Source organism: Mobilicoccus massiliensis (assembly GCF_000826525.2).
GTDB classification, from domain to species: Bacteria; Actinomycetota; Actinomycetes; order Actinomycetales; family Dermatophilaceae; genus Mobilicoccus; species Mobilicoccus massiliensis.
On the sequence record NZ_LN651331.1, the window covers coordinates 356,184 to 370,987 of the forward strand.

14 protein-coding genes are annotated in these 14,804 nt (G+C 71.6%); 5 read left to right on the plus strand and 9 right to left on the minus strand.

Translation table 11 applies throughout. From position 1 onward, the window contains the following. Nucleotides 1–35: 35 nt before the first annotated feature. The 4 genes from BN1197_RS14525 to BN1197_RS14540 form a co-directional block, all read right to left on the minus strand. Complete coding sequence (locus tag BN1197_RS14525) at nucleotides 36–635, minus strand: maleylpyruvate isomerase family mycothiol-dependent enzyme (protein ID WP_052466781.1); 600 nt, start codon at nucleotides 633–635, stop codon at nucleotides 36–38. Beyond that, nucleotides 632–1,594, minus strand: a complete 963-nt coding sequence (locus tag BN1197_RS14530) for an alpha/beta hydrolase (protein WP_040161509.1) — start codon at nucleotides 1,592–1,594, stop codon at nucleotides 632–634. Before BN1197_RS14530 ends, BN1197_RS14525 begins: the two co-directional genes overlap by 4 nt. 130 nt (nucleotides 1,595–1,724) lie before the next feature. Further along, nucleotides 1,725–2,558 carry an undecaprenyl-diphosphate phosphatase gene (locus BN1197_RS14535; RefSeq protein WP_040160818.1) on the minus strand — a complete coding sequence of 278 codons (834 nt, stop codon included), beginning with the start codon at nucleotides 2,556–2,558 and terminating at the stop codon, nucleotides 1,725–1,727. 151 nt (nucleotides 2,559–2,709) lie between these two features. Next, entirely contained in the window at nucleotides 2,710–3,264 is a 555-nt protein-coding gene (locus BN1197_RS14540) for an NUDIX hydrolase (RefSeq protein ID WP_040160820.1), read from the minus strand. A 125-nt stretch (nucleotides 3,265–3,389) separates the two neighbouring features. Here BN1197_RS14540 and BN1197_RS14545 point away from each other — a divergent pair, with 125 nt between their 5' ends. After that, entirely contained in the window at nucleotides 3,390–3,926 is a 537-nt protein-coding gene (locus BN1197_RS14545) for a glycine cleavage system transcriptional repressor (protein ID WP_176489773.1), read from the plus strand. 259 nt (nucleotides 3,927–4,185) lie between these two features. Here BN1197_RS14545 and BN1197_RS14550 read toward each other — a convergent pair whose 3' ends face one another. Then, nucleotides 4,186–4,359 (minus strand): CsbD family protein, encoded by a 174-nt coding sequence (locus BN1197_RS14550; RefSeq protein WP_040161515.1) that lies wholly within the window; start codon nucleotides 4,357–4,359, stop codon nucleotides 4,186–4,188. A gap of 534 nt (nucleotides 4,360–4,893) precedes the next feature. Between BN1197_RS14550 and BN1197_RS17580 the strand changes: the two genes are divergently transcribed. Then, entirely contained in the window at nucleotides 4,894–6,180 is a 1,287-nt protein-coding gene (locus BN1197_RS17580) for a M15 family metallopeptidase (protein ID WP_052466784.1), read from the plus strand. 144 nt (nucleotides 6,181–6,324) lie between these two features. Next, nucleotides 6,325–6,678: an RNA polymerase-binding protein RbpA gene (locus BN1197_RS14560; RefSeq protein ID WP_040161520.1), complete on the plus strand. Its 354-nt coding sequence runs from the start codon at nucleotides 6,325–6,327 to the stop codon at nucleotides 6,676–6,678. A 98-nt stretch (nucleotides 6,679–6,776) separates the two neighbouring features. On the opposite strand, the gene BN1197_RS14565 is transcribed toward BN1197_RS14560, so the two are convergent. The 3 genes from BN1197_RS14565 to lnt are packed head-to-tail and all read right to left on the minus strand — an operon-like array spanning nucleotide 6,777 to nucleotide 9,812. After that, a complete protein-coding gene (locus BN1197_RS14565) occupies nucleotides 6,777–7,391 on the minus strand; it encodes an FxsA family protein (RefSeq protein WP_052466785.1) in 615 nt (204 codons plus the stop codon). A gap of 8 nt (nucleotides 7,392–7,399) precedes the next feature. Continuing rightward, complete coding sequence (locus BN1197_RS14570; RefSeq protein ID WP_052466786.1) at nucleotides 7,400–8,224, minus strand: polyprenol monophosphomannose synthase; 825 nt, start codon at nucleotides 8,222–8,224, stop codon at nucleotides 7,400–7,402. A gap of 31 nt (nucleotides 8,225–8,255) precedes the next feature. Next, nucleotides 8,256–9,812 (minus strand): apolipoprotein N-acyltransferase, encoded by a 1,557-nt coding sequence (lnt, locus tag BN1197_RS14575; RefSeq protein ID WP_040160822.1) that lies wholly within the window; start codon nucleotides 9,810–9,812, stop codon nucleotides 8,256–8,258. Nucleotides 9,813–10,317: 505 nt separating this feature from the next. On the opposite strand from lnt, the gene BN1197_RS14580 reads away from it, so the two are divergent. Both BN1197_RS14580 and BN1197_RS14585 read left to right on the plus strand, forming a co-directional pair. Continuing rightward, a complete protein-coding gene (locus BN1197_RS14580; RefSeq protein WP_040161531.1) occupies nucleotides 10,318–10,830 on the plus strand; it encodes an aminoacyl-tRNA deacylase in 513 nt (170 codons plus the stop codon). 37 nt (nucleotides 10,831–10,867) lie between these two features. Beyond that, nucleotides 10,868–11,812 (plus strand): 5'-3' exonuclease, encoded by a 945-nt coding sequence (locus tag BN1197_RS14585; protein ID WP_245851966.1) that lies wholly within the window; start codon nucleotides 10,868–10,870, stop codon nucleotides 11,810–11,812. 36 nt (nucleotides 11,813–11,848) lie between these two features. Here BN1197_RS14585 and BN1197_RS14590 read toward each other — a convergent pair whose 3' ends face one another. Next, nucleotides 11,849–14,803: a DEAD/DEAH box helicase gene (locus tag BN1197_RS14590; protein WP_040160826.1), complete on the minus strand. Its 2,955-nt coding sequence runs from the start codon at nucleotides 14,801–14,803 to the stop codon at nucleotides 11,849–11,851. Between the last annotated feature and the right edge of the window lies 1 nt (nucleotide 14,804).

The following is a 14,804-nucleotide window of genomic DNA, read 5'->3' on the forward strand; positions in this document are numbered from 1 at the left end:
GCGCACAGGCCGTCACCGTCGGACGGATCCGACCCTCAGAGACGTTCGACGCACACGTCGGCCGGGCGACCGTACACCCAGCACATGAGTTCGCTCGGCGACCCCGACACCCGCGTGCGCGGCCGTCCGCGAGTGGCCTGTGCGGTGAGGCCGTCGGGCCGGGTGAGGAGCAGGCCGGGGTGATCGCGCCACTTCAGCACGGGGGTCGCGACCCCGAGCCGCCGCCACAGGGCATTCTCCAGCTCGAGCGCGGGCGGGCGCTGCTCGATCCCGTTCGCGCGCACGATGTCCTGGGTGTGGACGAAGTACTCCCCGATCGCGTGCCGGCATCCCTCGAGGCGTTCGTCGCCGGGCATACAGGCGATGGCGCCCGACCCGGCACGCAGCGCCGCCACCAACGCGGAGTACGGCCGCTCGGTACGCAAGCGGCGGGCGCGACGACGCGTGAGTCGGCGCAGGGGTGTGATCGGAAGGAACTCCCCAGGCCACGACAGCGGGTCGTGCGTGATCACCCACAGGTGCACCGCGAGGTCGTGGGCGTCCCAGCCCTCGCACAACGTCGGTGCGTCGGGTGCGACGGCGTCCAGGGCGTCGCAGAAGGCCTGCAGGGCCTCCCGGCGCAGCTCACGGCTCACGCCCCCATCGCCTTCGCGGCCCCGTGCAGATGTTCACGCAGTTGATCGCTCAGCTCGGCGACGGCCTGCGGGGCCGACCGGCACACGTTGGGGAACGAGAGGAAGCCGTGGGGCATGCCGACGTAGTCCGTCGTGCGGACGGGTACGCCGGCGGCGCGCAGGATGTCGGCGTAGCGCAGGCCGTCCTCGCGCAACGGGTCGTGCTCGGCCACCTGCACGAGCGCCGGCGGCAGCCCGGTGTGATCGGCGGCCAGGGCCGGCGAGGCATGCGGATGGCGGCGGTCCTCGCTGTTCGGGATGTACGCGGTGCCGTAGGCCAGACGGTCTCGTTGCGGAAGGATCGGCGCGTTCGCGAGCACGTCGTTCTCGTCGATGGCCGCGGTGAGGTCGGTGGCCGGATAGATCAGTCCCTGGAAGGTGATGGGCGGGCCACCGCGATCGCGGGCCATGAGGGTGACGACCGCCGAGAGGTTGCCGCCCGCGCTGTCGCCGGCGACCGCGACCCGACGGCCGTCGGCCGCCCACTCCCCCGCCCTGGCGACGACGTCGACGCAGGCCGCGTAGGCGTCCTCGGCGGCCACGGGCCAGCGATGAGTGGGCGCGAGCCGGTACGCGACGGAGACCACGACGACGTCGGCCCGCGCCGCGACGTGGCTCGTCACCCAGTCGTAGGAGTCGAGGTCACCGGTCATCCAGCCGCCGCCGTGGTAGAAGACGACGAGCGGCAGCTCACCCGCGCTGCGCCGGGGGCGGTACACCCGCGCCGGCAGGTCGCCCTCGGCGCCGGCGACGGTGATGTCCTTCGTCATGACACCGGCCGCCAGAGTGCCGGAGAGCCACTCGGTCAACCGGTTGCGTGGCACGCCCCGCTGCTGGAAGGCGACGATCTCCTCGTCGCTTCGCGTCGCGATCGACGTCCGTCCCAGAATCCTGCCCAGCAGCCGGATCCGACGATCCATGCGCATCCTCGACTCCTCGTGTCCCGGGGACCTCGGGGGCGAGCGGCGACGTGGGTCGCTGCGGCCGCCCACGCCACTGTGTCACACCCCGGTCATCCCCCGGCCGGGGTTCGAGAGGACCCGGCGCGACTCAGGCGACGTCCGAGGGCGCGAGAACGCCGGCGCCGAGCAGCCCGAACAACACGAGGGCCAGGACGATGCGGTAGACGACGAAGATCGTGAAGTCGTGCGTCGAGACGTACCGCAGCAACCACGCGATGACGGCGTACCCGATGACGAACGCGATGAGCGTCGCGACCGCGATCTGACCCCAGGCCGGAGGCACGGGGTCGCCGGCGATGTCGAAGAGCTGCTGGAACCCCGACAGCAGGACCGCGGGGATGGCGAGGAGGAAGGAGTAGCGTGCCGCCGCCTCGCGGTCGTAGCCCATGAACAGGCCACCGGCGATCGTGCCGCCCGACCGTGAGACGCCGGGGATCAACGCGAGGGCCTGGAAGAAGCCGAACGCGACGCCGTCTCGAACCGAGAGGTCACTCAACCGCTTGCGCTGCGTCGCATGACGGTCGGCGTACGCGATGACGAGCGCGAACACCAAGAGCATCGTCGCCGTCACCCAGAGGTTGCGAAACGGGCCGGTGATGAGATCGCTCAGCGTGAGACCGAGGACACCGATCGGCAAGGTGCCGACGATGACCATCCACCCCATCCGGGCGTCGGGGTCGCTGTGAGGGATGCGGCCCGCGACCGCAGCGCACCAGCGGCGCACGATGCGGGCGATGTCCTTGCGAAAGTAGAGCAACACGGCGGTCTCCGTGCCGAGTTGGGTGATCGCCGTGAACGCCGCGCCCGGGTCGGTGCCGCCGAACAACCGGCCCGCGATCGAGACGTGGGCGCTGGAGGAGATCGGCAGGAACTCGGTCAACCCCTGCACGACGCCCAGGGTGATCGCCTCTGCCCAGCTCATGTCGACCCGCTTCCCTCGTTCTGCGACGCGGCGAGTTCCGGCGTCGACCCCGGGCGACGGTAGCAAGAGCGAGCCCGCGGACGTCGAGGCCTCCCACCGACGCGCGGGCCTCTCGGCGTGGCGAGCCCGGCGACGACGCACGGGGGTGGCGTCACGCGATCGCTTCGGTGTGCACCCCGTAGTAGCCGGCGGTGCGATCCTCGACCCACAGTTCGAGGCTGCGGCGCACCGTGCGGAACGCGATGTCGTCCCAAGGGATCTCGTCGATCGTCACCAGACGGTTCTCGATGGTCTCGGGCCCGGGTGCGAGGTCGAGATCGAGCAGCCGCGCCCGAAAGAGGACGTGGACCTGCCCGACGCGCACGACGTCGAGCGCGCTGAACAGCCCCTGCAGCTCGACCCGAGCGCCGGCCTCCTCGCACGTCTCGCGCACGGCACCCTCGGCGAGGGTCTCCCCCAGCTCGAGGAACCCGGCCGGCACCGTCCAGTAACCCTTGCGAGGCTCGATGTTGCGCAGGCACAACAGAATGCGTTCCTCCGGGCCACCCTCGTCCCAGACCGGGATCGTTCCGACGACGTTGATCGGGTTGACGTAGTCGATGTACCCGCATGCCGGACACACGGCGCGCGGCCTGTCCTCCATCTCGGGAACGCGCTGCTCCGTGGCGGTACCGCAGCGGCGACAGAAGCGGATATCGACAGCCATACCCGCGACTCTAGAGCGAGCAGCGCACTCGGCCCGTCCGACACCCCATCGTCGGTACGCTCGGTGGCACCCGGTCGTGCGCGGCGACGGCGCTGTGGACGGGTCCGATCAGACAGGTGGACGACGTGGATGTTCTCGTAGTGGCCTTCACCGGCGACGACTGCCCCGGGCTCGTGCACGCCCTCGCCGAGATCGTCTCCGACCACGAGGGCAACTGGGAGTCGAGCCACATGACCGCTCTGGGCGGGGTCTTCGTCGGCAACCTCGTCGTCTCCGCCGAACCCGACCGCATCGACGCCCTCATGGAGGACCTGCGGGGCCTCGACGGCATGCTCGACGTCTGCGTCCAACGGGCGCGCGGGCTCACCGACGTCGCCGACGGGCACCGTTCCCTCACCGTCGAGATCGTCGGCGGCGATCACCCCGGCATCGTCGAGGAGTTCGCCGCCGCCGTGGCGCGCCCGCGGGTCAACGTCCGCCGACTCGACAGCGCGAACGTCGACGCCCGCTCCGAGGGGGGCGGCGCGGCGGGGCGGAACTGCCGGGTACTGGCCGAACTCGAGGTCGGCGAGGACGTCGACCTCACCGCGCTCTCCGAGGAACTCATCGCCCTCGCCCGCGGGATGCGGGTGGAGATCGCCCTCGACCCGCCGTTGGGTTGAAGCGCGTCGGTGGGCGTTGACGTGCACCGACGCACACGGCCTACACCGAATCGCGCTGACGTGCGCTGACGGGTGCTGACCTGTCTGACGTGCGCCGCCCCTGAGTCGACATACGGCTGCGACGGGCGGGGATCTCGACGGGTGCGCAGTTCGGTGCTGCGCATACCGGCCTGGGGCGTCGACCCGCGCGGGAACACGCGAACGGCGGAGGAGACGCACTCCCCCGCCGCTCGGTTCTGGTGGCGCTCGGCGCCACCGCTCACTTCTTGAAGGCGTCCTTGACGTTCTCGCCGGCCTTCTTGACGTCGGCGCCCATCTGGTCGCCCTTGCCCTCGGCCTCCAGGGCCGGGTCGTCGGACGCCTTGCCCGCGGCCTCCTTGGCCTTGCCGCTGAGGTCCTGGGCGGCGTTCTCGATCTTGTCTCCCATACCCATGAGCCACTCCTTCGTGTCGAGGACGGTTGATCGCCCGACGGTACGACCGCGCGCCTGGTCGCGCCATCCGAACGACATCCGACCGAACCCGGAAGACACCCGACCGAGCGATGCACCAACCCCGGCCTATCTCGCCTCCCCCGTCTCCCTCGCCGTCGAACCCGCCTCCGAATCCCCTCACACACCACCCCTCATCCGCGAGACGGCAGATGGGATGGAAGCGCCGGTGGGGTGATCACCCCCGATTCGCTGCCATCCCGTCTTCCACACCGCTCGGTTGCGCCATACCGGTCGGACGACGCGTCGCCGCCGTGCGGGTGAACGGATTTCGAACGGGCGGCATCAGGGGCGTCTGCGGATGGTCCAGGACTCGTCACGACTCGGTCGCAAGCCTGCGACCTGGTCTTTTCTCCCCTTCGAGTCGGACGTCCGACGCCGGCGGCGATGTTCGCCCTGACGCGAAATCGGTTACCGTAGTAGGCGTCGCGCGGGTGCGCGGTCCGGGGTGGACGAGAGAATGGGAGCGGATCACACATGCGCGGTCACCGGCTGACGACGCTGCTCGCGGCATTCTCGATCGGCTCGGTCCTCGTGAGCACCCCGGCCACCGCCGCACCCTCGACGCCCCCGGCCCAGCCCGGCTCGGCCGTGGCCGCAGGCGGCGCCGACTCCGGCAAGGAGTCGCAGAACGGCCCAGCGAACTCGAAGGACCCGAAGAAGGATTCGGGTGAGGAGCGCGCCCCGCTCACCCCCGAGCAGGTCAAGGCCCAGGTCGCGGAGGCCACCGCCCTGCAGGCGCAACTGCGCAAGGAGGACGCGGCCCTCGCCGACGCCGGACGCAAACTCGCGACGCTGGCTGCCCGCTCGAACGCGCTCATGAGCAGAGTCGGCGCGGCCCGCGCCGCCGAGGCCGAGGCCGCGCGCAAGGAGGCGGCCGAGCTGGCCCGGCTCAAGCAGCTCACCGCCGAGGTCACCGCAGCCCAGCAACAGCTCGACGCCATGGCCTATGACGCCTACGTCAACGGCCCGGGACTTCTGCGTGAGGTCGCCGCCCTGGTCGACCTCGTCGGTTCCGGGGGCGAGGGTGCCGACGCCGCGGCCAAGGCCGACTATCTCGCCAGGACGCGAGCCGCCGACGAGGCGCACTACCGCAAGCTCGCCACGCGGCAGCGCACGACGGCCCAGCGAGCCGCGGCCGCCCGCGCCGCTCGCGAAAAGGCCACGGCCGAGGCCGAGAAGGTGCAGAAGGCGGCCGCGGCGGCCGTGGCCGAGCAGCAGACGTCGGTCGTCGCGCTGCAGAAGCTCACGGCCGAGCGCCGGGACCGCCTGAACGAGCTCGGCGTCGACGGCGGGCTGCTCGCGGGCGTCGATCTCTCGGCACTGGAGAAGGTCACCACCACTCCCCTGTGCACCGAGGAGAACGCCGCCTACCCCAACGGTCAGTGGCCGGGCTCCGCGCTCTGCGGGCTGCAGACCGCGCCGGGTCACATGCTGCGACCGTCGGCGGCCCGCGCCTTCGACGCGCTCTCGGAGGCCTACACCAAGGCCCACGGCACGAACCTCTGCATCACCGACAGTTACCGCTCCCTCGCCGCCCAGATCGACGTGCGCCGGCGCAAGCCCACGCTCGCGGCCAAGCCGGGCACGAGCAATCACGGTCTCGGCCTCGCGGTCGACCTCTGCGGCGGTATCGAGAGCTTCGGCACCGCCCAGCACCTGTGGATGCAGCAGCACGCACCGCTGTTCGGGTTCTTCCACCCCGCCTGGGCACAGGCCGGTGGCTCCAAGCCCGAGCCCTGGCACTGGGAGTTCGCGGGCTGACCCGGGTTGGCGGTGCGGCGCGGCGTGCCGGACACTGGTCCGAAGGCCGCTCGCGGAACAACCACGTCCCCGCGGGCGTTGACCTGAGAACGCCTATCGCTCGCGCCGCTCGACGCGGGCGTCGGACCGATGGAGGACATGTCGATGGCAGAACGATCGTTGCGGGGCACCAACCTGTCGGCGCTCAGCATGGAGACCGACGAGAACGTCGTGCTCAGCGAGCGCCGCATCACGCGGTACGTGTGCGAGAACAAGCACATCAGCGAGCTCCCGTTCTCGGTCGAGGCCGACATCCCGCCGGTGTGGGAGTGCCGTTGCGGCCTCGAGGCCAAGCTCGTCGACGGCCCTGAGCCCGAGGGCAAGCCCACCAAGCCGGCTCGTACGCACTGGGACATGCTGCTCGAACGCCGCTCGGTCCCCGAGCTGGAGGAGCTGCTCGAGGAGCGCCTCGACCTGTTGCGGGTCTCGCGAGGAGAGAAGCCGAAGGCGAAGGCCTGAGAGATCACGCCACACGACGGAGGGCGGTCACCCGATCGGGGTGACCGCCCTCCGTCGTGTCGTGGGTGGTGCGGCTTCGTCGATGCCGTCCGCGCGTCTCAGCGCTCGTTCTCGGGACGCAGGTCGATGTGCGGCAGCTCCCGCGGCGACCGCCCCGGCGTGAACGGGTCGTCCTGCTCGGGGGCCGGACGTCGGGTGGCGGTGCCCGGCACGACGGGCGCGCCGACCCTGACCGAACGCACGATGCCGGCGCTCGACATCAACCGGCGCTCGACCCCGCGCTGGAGCAACCTGGCCGACGTCTGACGGATGCCGGGCAGCAGGAGAAGAAGGGCCACGACGTCGGAGAGGAAGCCGGGCAGGAGCAACAGCGCACCGGCGATGAGCACGACGGCCGCGTTCGCGACCTCCGTCGTGGGCATGCGGCCCGCGCGCCCGGCGTCCCGCAGCGCTCGCCAGGACGCCAGCCCCTCACGCTTGATGAGCCAGACGCCGAGCACCGAGACGACGATGAGCAGCGCGACCGTCCACCAGAAGCCGATGGCACGCCCGGTGGCGACGAGCGCCGTGATCTCGAGGATGGGCAGCAGAACGGCCGCGAGCAGGAGCAGACCACGCCACCGACCGGAGCGGCGCGGTGTTGGGGCGGCGCCGCCGTGGGGGCGGTGGACCTGCGGTCCGCTCGGCTGCGGCGAAGGGTAGGCCGTGGACACGATGACTCCTAGTGGCGTGCGGACCTGCCCGTCGGTATGCGGGTCGACGCGAATCCGCGTGCCTGTTCATACCTGTAACGCATTCCCCATGCCGTGACGTTCCGCAACGACTCGACGAAGATGTCGCGGCTCATCTTCGACTGGCCCGCGTCGCGTTCGACGAAGGTGATCGGCACCTCGAGAACCCGCAGGCCGGCGCGGATGATGCGCCACGTGAGATCGACCTGGAAGCAGTACCCCTGGGAGGCGACGTCACCGAGGCCGATGTGCCGCAGCGCCTCGGCCCGGTAGACGCGAAAGCCCGCGGTGGCGTCCATGACCGGCATCCCGAGCAGGACCCGCACGTACTGGTTGCCGCCGACGGAGAGGAACTTGCGGTGCGGCGGCCAGTTCTCGATCGCTCCCCCGGCCACCCACCGGGACCCGATGACGAGATCGGCCTCGCCGGCGACGGCGAGGAGCGCGGGGAGGTCCTCGGCCCGATGGGACCCGTCGGCGTCCATCTCGACGAGGGTGTCGTAGCCGGCGTCGAGCGCCCAGGCGAACCCCGCGAGGTAGGCCTTGCCCAGCCCCTCCTTGCCGGCGCGGTGCAGGACGTGGACGTGCTCGTCGCCGGCGGCGAGCGCGTCGGCGAGCTCACCGGTGCCGTCCGGCGAGGCATCGTCGACGACGAGGACGTCGACCTGCGGGCACGTCTCGCGGACCGACGTGACCTGGCGCACGATCGACTCGCGCTCGTCGTACGTCGGGATGAGGACGAGGATGCGCTGCACGGGCTCCCGCGAGAACAGCCGGCCCGGCGGGTGCGGGCGCGGACGTGGGAATGCAGGCATGGGTCTCCTCCCCCGACGATGAACGACCAGTCTATCGACGTGCCGCGACGCCTCCGCGGCGCAGCGGGAGGAGCAGCGCCCACCCGGCGATCACCGCGAGGACGACGTCGGGGAGCACCCCCAGCGTGGTGGCGGGAGTCGTCGCCGTGCGCAGGGGCAGTGCGCCGGAGACCACCGCGGGGGTGAACAGCTCCGTGCGCTGATGGGCCTCGCCGTCGGGGGTGATGAGCGCGCTGATGCCGACGTTGCTCGCGTGCACGACGCTGCGGCCGTACTCCACGGCGCGAACGCGGCTGATCGCGAGCTGCTGGGCCGACTCGGCCGAGCGGTCGAACATCGCGTTGTTCGTCTGGATGACGAGGAGGTCGGCCCCGCCCCGCACGACGTCGTCCATGACGTGGTCGACCGCGACCTCGAAGCAGATCCCGATCCCGGCGCGGATCGTCCCGCTTCCGTCCTGCTGCGGCACCGTGACGATCCCCGGGACCGAACCGGGGACGAAGTCGCGTTCGAGCAGGTCGACCTTGTTCGTGATGGCCCGGAAGAAGGCCCGGTAGGGCATGTACTCGGCGAACGGGACGAGCGCGCGCTTGTCGTACCGCTCGTCGGTGGCGCCGACGCCCGGCAGCCACAGGATCGAAGTGTTCGTCAGGTCGCTGCGACCGCCGCCGAGCACGGCTCCGACGAGGACGGGACGCCCCACGGCGTCGACGGCGGTGTCGATGACCCGGCCGGCGTCGGGGTTGACGAACGGGTCGATGTCGCTCGCGTTCTCGGGCCAGACGACGAGGTCGGGTCGAGGCAGTTCACCCGAGTCGATGCGCCGGGCGGCCTCGCGGGTGACCGCACCGTGGTTGTCGAGGATCTGGCGGCGTTCGGCGTTGAAGTCGAGCCCCGTCTGCGGGGCGTTGCCCTGGATCGCCATGAGCTGCGCCGACGGGCCGTCGGTCGGGGCGGGGATGAGCAGGGGGCCGAGGAGGACGATGACGGCGACCGCGGCCGGCACGCCGGCGGCGGTGACGGTGGTGGCCATGGCGGTGGCGGCGGCACCGCGGCCCGCAGGCACGTGCGAACGGATCGCGTCGACGACGCTCAGGCCGAGGGCGCCGACGAGGGCCACGGCGAATCCGAGCAGTGCCGGGCCACCCCACGCCGCGAGATGCAGCAGCGGACCGTCCGCCTGGCTGTAGGCGATTCTGCCCCAGGGGAATCCGCCGAACGGCACTGAGGCCCGCGCCCACTCCGCCGCCGACCACAGGGCCGCGACGATCACCGGCGAGCGGCGGGGCGTGCGCCGATGGGAAAGAGAGATCAGGGCCCCGAACACCCCGACGAAGAAGGCCTGCAGCGCCGCGAGCGCGAACCACGGCATCGCGCCCACGTGCAGACCGGTCCACGACACGTACGGCACGAACCAGGCCAGCCCACCCACGAAACCGAGCGCGAAGGCCGCGCCGGTCCGCACCGTTCGCGTGACGGCGACGAGCAGCGCCACCCCCACGGGCGCCAGGGCCCAGACGTTCGCCGTCGGAAAGGCGAGCCAGATCGAGAGTCCTCCCACGACGGCGAGGACGAGACGGCGCAGCACGTCCCCCAGCGTAGGGGCGTGCCGATCGGACCGAAGACGTGGGCGAGGCCTGTACGCCGGTGGGGCCAGACTCCCGAGCCAGGAGACGGCGAGCCTGTTTTCTACTGGGCGTACAGGCCTCGCAGCCACCACACGATCCGTGGAGAGCGGAGAACGCCACCGACGGCGTCGACGACCGCGCGCGCACGTCGCCGGACCGGGCCGAAGCAGGCCTGTTCGGAGGGCGTTCACCGCAGCCCTGGCAGGGGACCGGCGGTGACAACGGCTACACGCTACCGGTCCGGCGCGGCGAGTCAACAACGCCCCCACCTGCACGGATACGACAAAGCCCCAGGCAGGGCGCGTGCCGAGGCAAAGTAAGGGTTCGTTCAAGAGTGGCTGCCGAATCGATCGGGGCGGGTCTGCGCAGGTCTCGTCCGCCACGAGGGCTCGGCGCTCCTCCTGGGCTCCGCCACCGAGAACGAGCTTCGGTGCGTGGCGAGCGGTGGCGTGGGAGACTCCGGGCATGGCGCGGCGTGGCGAAGCGACGACAACCGGTGGGGCGACCCCGGCCGTCGTCGCGCTCACGCGGGCCGGAGTGTCGTTCACCCCACACCACTACGACCACGATCCGGCGGCGGAGTCCTTCGGACTCGAGGCGGCCGAGGAGTTGGGTGTCGAGCCGGGACGGGTCTTCAAGACGCTCGTGGTCGACCTCGCCGCCGGGGGAGGCCGCGGTCTCGGCGTGACGATCCTGCCCGTCGACCGGCAGCTCGACCTCAAGGCGGCCGGCGCCGGATTCGGGGTGAAGCGGGTCGCTCTCGCCGATCCCCTCGTGGCGGAGCGGGCCACGGGCTACGTCGTCGGAGGCATCAGCCCCCTCGGTCGCCGCACCGCCGCCCCGAGCGTCCTCGACGACAGCGCTCTCGGCCACCCCTCGATCTTCGTCTCCGGCGGGCGGCGCGGCTTCGACCTCGAACTGGCCCCCACCGACCTCGTCACCCTGCTCGACGCACGCCTCGCCCCGATCTCGCGGTGATCCCCGACCCCACCCGTCCGTCCCCCGGAGCACCCCCATGAGCCCCCTGATGCTGCTCGACACGGCCTCGCTCTACTTCCGCGCGTTCTACGGCGTGCCCGACCGTTCCGCACCGGACGAGCCACCCCGCAACGCCGTCACCGGCCTCGTCGACATGATGGCGACCCTCGTGCAGACCCACCGGCCGTCGGGCCTCGTCGCGTGCTGGGACGACGACTGGCGCCCGCAGTTCCGCGTCGACGCCGTGCCGTCGTACAAGGCGCATCGGGTCGCCGAGGAGTCGGTGCACGCCGGCGCGCCCACGGGGACCGCGGAGGAGGTACCCGAAGCCCTGAACGTGCAGGTCCCGGTCATCGTCGACCTGCTCGAGTCGATCGGCATCCCCCGCATCGGCCACCCCGGTTACGAGGCGGACGACGTCATCGGCACCCTGACCACGCGAGCGGTCGAGGCCGGGCGTCCGGTGCTCGTCGTCACCGGAGATCGCGACCTGTTCCAACTCGTCGACGACGCGGCCGGGGTCGTCGTGCTCTACACCGCCCGGGGCGGGGTGCGGGGAGCCGACGTCGTCGACGAGGCGTTCCTGCAGGCCGCCTACGGCATCCCGAACGGGGACGCCTACGTCGACCTCGCCCTGTTGCGCGGCGACCCGAGCGACGGGTTGCCCGGAGTCAAGGGCATCGGTGAGAAGACCGCGGTCAAGCTCCTCACCGAGTACGGCAGCCTCGCCGCGCTGCAGGACGCGATCGCGGCGGGCAACCTCCCCCGGGGTGCCGTGGGCAAGCGACTCGTCGACGCCGGGGACTACCTCGACCGCGCCCGCCCCGTGGTGCAGGTGGCCCGCGACATCCCCCTCGCGGGGGCGATCGACGGCACCGTGCCCGCACGCGTCGTCGACCCGGCTCGACTGGCGCAGATCGCCGAGAGCCACCACCTCACCGGTCTCCCCCGGCTGCTCGACGCCCTCGGTGTCCGCCCCTGACCGCCTTCCCGCGGACGAGCCGCGGGAAGGACGGATTCAGTCGAGACGATCGGCCGCGACGACCCCGCGCATGATCTCGTCGACGGCCTTGCGAGCGGACTTGCGCACCTCCGGGTCGGGGGCCGCATCGGCGATCTGGTCGAGGAGGTCGACCGTCTGCTTGCACCGGCGCACGAAGTCGCCCGCCGCGAGATCGGAGTCACGCAGGACGACGCCGAGGCTGCGTCCGCTCGCCCAGCGATAGACGAGGGTGGCCAGCCCGGGGTCGGGGTAGCCGGTGGTCGGCAGGTCGTGCTCGGTCTCGGCGTCCTCGATGCCGCTCCACAACCGCACCATCTCGTCGTGGACCCGCTCGAGCGCCGGGGTGGGCATCTGCGGCATGAGATCGTCCTCGTCGCGTCGCGGCTCGTGGATGAGGCACGTGACCGCCGCCGCGAGCTCGGCGGGGATGAGGCCGGCGAAGAGGTTGTCGCGCAGGCATTCGGCGGTGAGCAGGTCGCGCTCGGTGTAGATGTGCCGCAGGCGGCCCCCGAGCTCGGTGACCTCCTGCCCGGTCTCGTCGAGGTAGCCCCGGGCCGTGAGCAGGTCGCAGACCCGGTCGAACGTACGCGCCACCGAGCCGGTACGGCCCCCGACCTTGCGTTCGAGCCCGGCCCGCTCGCGTTCGAGCCGCCACCAGCGTTCGGCCCAGCGGGCGTGGTTCTCGCGATCGGAACATCCGTGACACGGATGCGCCTTGAGCCGGCGCCGCAGGTCGGTGATCTGCTGCTCGTAGTGCTCGGGCATCGACGTGCCCCCGACCGAGGCGTCACCGACCGGCATGTCGTCGGGCACCTTGATGCGCAGGGTCGCCGCGAGGTCGCGGCGCGCCTTGGCGTTCCGGAGGTTGAACCCCTTGCCGATGGGCAGACGCGCGTACGGCGTCACCGGCGCCGACACGTCGTCGAGGGTGAGCCGCCGCAGCCGCGCGTCCTCGGTGACGACGTTCGGGGAGGCCGCGACCCCCTTGGTCCCCCGGGAGGCGGTGACCACGACCGCCCGGCCCCCGTTGCGGCCGGGCAACCGGACGACGTCACCGGGAGCGAGCTCGGCGAGGGAGGCGTCGACCGCGATGCGCGCCGTGGCCGCCCGGGCCCGCCCCGCCTCCTTCTCGACGTCGGAGAGCCGTCGGCGTAGCTCGGCGTACTCGGTGAAATCGCCCAGATGGCACGTCATGGCCTCCTCGTAGCCGGCCATCGCCTCGGTGAGTTCACGGATCTGCCGGTTGAGCCCGACGACAGAGCGGTCGGCCTGGAACTGCGCGAACGAGGTCTCGAGGACCTCGCGGGTTCGGGTGCGGCCGAACTGGGCGACGAGGTTGACGGCCATGTTGTACGTGGGGCGAAAGCTGCTGCGCAGTGGATAGGTGCGAGTGGAGGCGAGACCACCGACCGCGACCGGGTCCATGTGCGGGTTCCAGATGACGACCGCGTGTCCCTCGATGTCGATCCCGCGGCGCCCGGCGCGCCCGGTGAGCTGGGTGTACTCGGCCGGGGTGATGTCGGCGTGCGTCTCGCCGTTGAACTTGACGAGCTTCTCGAGCACGACGCTGCGGGCCGGCATGTTGATACCGAGGGCCAGGGTCTCGGTGGCGAAGACCGCCCGGATGCGCCCGGCCGTGAAGAGCTGCTCGACGATCTCGCGGAACGTCGGCAGCATGCCCGCGTGGTGGGCGGCGAATCCGCGCGAGAGTCCCTCGACGAAACTCCAGTACCCCAGCACGGCGAGGTCGGACTCGGCGATGCCCTGGATCCGCTCGTCGACGAAGCGCCGGATGCGCTCCCCCTCCTCGGGCGGGATGAGCCGCATGTCGGAGGCGAGCATCTGCTCCACCGCACCGTCGCAACCCGCGCGGCTGAAGATGAACGTGATGGCCGGCAGCAACGCCGCCCGGTCCAACGCGGCGATGACCTGGGAGCGGCTCGGCAGGCCACCCGGGCGTGAGCCGCGCCGCGGACCCTCCTGCTCCTCGACCGGGCTCCAGACCTCACGGCGACCCCGTCGCGCGGGGTGGGTGCGGCCGTGCGGGCCGCCGTGCTGCCCGCGTGAGCGACCCCGTCGGCCCCGCGGCGCGCCGGCGTCCTCGAGCCGCCCCCGCCCTCGGTGGCGGGACGACGAGCGCCGCATCGCCTCGACCGCCTCCATGAGGTCGGGGTCGAGTCTCGCCTCGATCGCGCGCTGACGGTCCTCGCGGCGAGCGGCACGACGCCGGTGGCGCGGCCCGTGCGACGACGCATCCTTCTCGTGCCGATCGTCCCCGGAGTCGTCGGCCTGGTCGACGAAGAGGTCGAACAGGTCGCGCCCGACCATCATGTGCTGCCACAGCGGCACCGGCCGGTGCTCCTCGACGACGATCTCGGTCTCGCCCCGCACGTCGCCGAGCCAGGCGCCGAACTCCTCGGCGTTGCTCACCGTCGCCGAGAGCGAGGCGAGCTGCACGTGCCGCGGCAGGTGGATGATGACCTCCTCCCAGACCGCCCCCCGAAAGCGATCGGCGAGGTAGTGCACCTCGTCCATGACGACGTACCCGAGCCCGCCGAGGGTGGGTGAGTCGGTGTACATCATGTTGCGGAGCACCTCGGTCGTCATGACGACGACGGGCGCCTCGCCGTTGACCGAGGAGTCGCCGGTGAGCAGGCCGACGTTGCGCGCCCCGTGACGCCGCACGAGGTCGGCGTACTTCTGGTTGGAGAGCGCCTTGATCGGCGTCGTGTAGAACGCCTTGCGCCCCCGGGCGAGTGCGAGGTGCACGGCGAACTCGCCGACGACGGTCTTGCCCGCGCCCGTGGGGGCCGCGACGAGGACTCCCTTGCCCTCCTCGAGGGCCCGGCACGCGCGCACCTGGAACTCGTCGAGCTCGAAGTCGAGACCCGCCTCGAACGTCGCGAGCTGGGAGGCCGCATGCTGCTGTGAGCGGCGCGATGCCGCATAACGTTCCGCAGGTGAGGACATG

Coding starts and splice junctions, on each gene's coding strand:
- BN1197_RS14530 (WP_040161509.1), bottom strand. CDS start 1,594: ATGGATCGTCGGATCCGGCTGCTGGGCAGGATTCTGGGACGGACGTCG.
- BN1197_RS14535 (WP_040160818.1), bottom strand. CDS start 2,558: ATGAGCTGGGCAGAGGCGATCACCCTGGGCGTCGTGCAGGGGTTGACC.
- BN1197_RS14540 (WP_040160820.1), bottom strand. CDS start 3,264: ATGGCTGTCGATATCCGCTTCTGTCGCCGCTGCGGTACCGCCACGGAG.
- BN1197_RS14550 (WP_040161515.1), bottom strand. CDS start 4,359: ATGGGTATGGGAGACAAGATCGAGAACGCCGCCCAGGACCTCAGCGGC.
- BN1197_RS17580 (WP_052466784.1), top strand. CDS start 4,894: ATGCGCGGTCACCGGCTGACGACGCTGCTCGCGGCATTCTCGATCGGC.
- BN1197_RS14560 (WP_040161520.1), top strand. CDS start 6,325: ATGGCAGAACGATCGTTGCGGGGCACCAACCTGTCGGCGCTCAGCATG.
- BN1197_RS14570 (WP_052466786.1), bottom strand. CDS start 8,224: ATGCCTGCATTCCCACGTCCGCGCCCGCACCCGCCGGGCCGGCTGTTC.
- BN1197_RS14580 (WP_040161531.1), top strand. CDS start 10,318: ATGGCGCGGCGTGGCGAAGCGACGACAACCGGTGGGGCGACCCCGGCC.
- BN1197_RS14585 (WP_245851966.1), top strand. CDS start 10,868: ATGAGCCCCCTGATGCTGCTCGACACGGCCTCGCTCTACTTCCGCGCG.
- BN1197_RS14590 (WP_040160826.1), bottom strand. CDS start 14,803: ATGTCCTCACCTGCGGAACGTTATGCGGCATCGCGCCGCTCACAGCAG.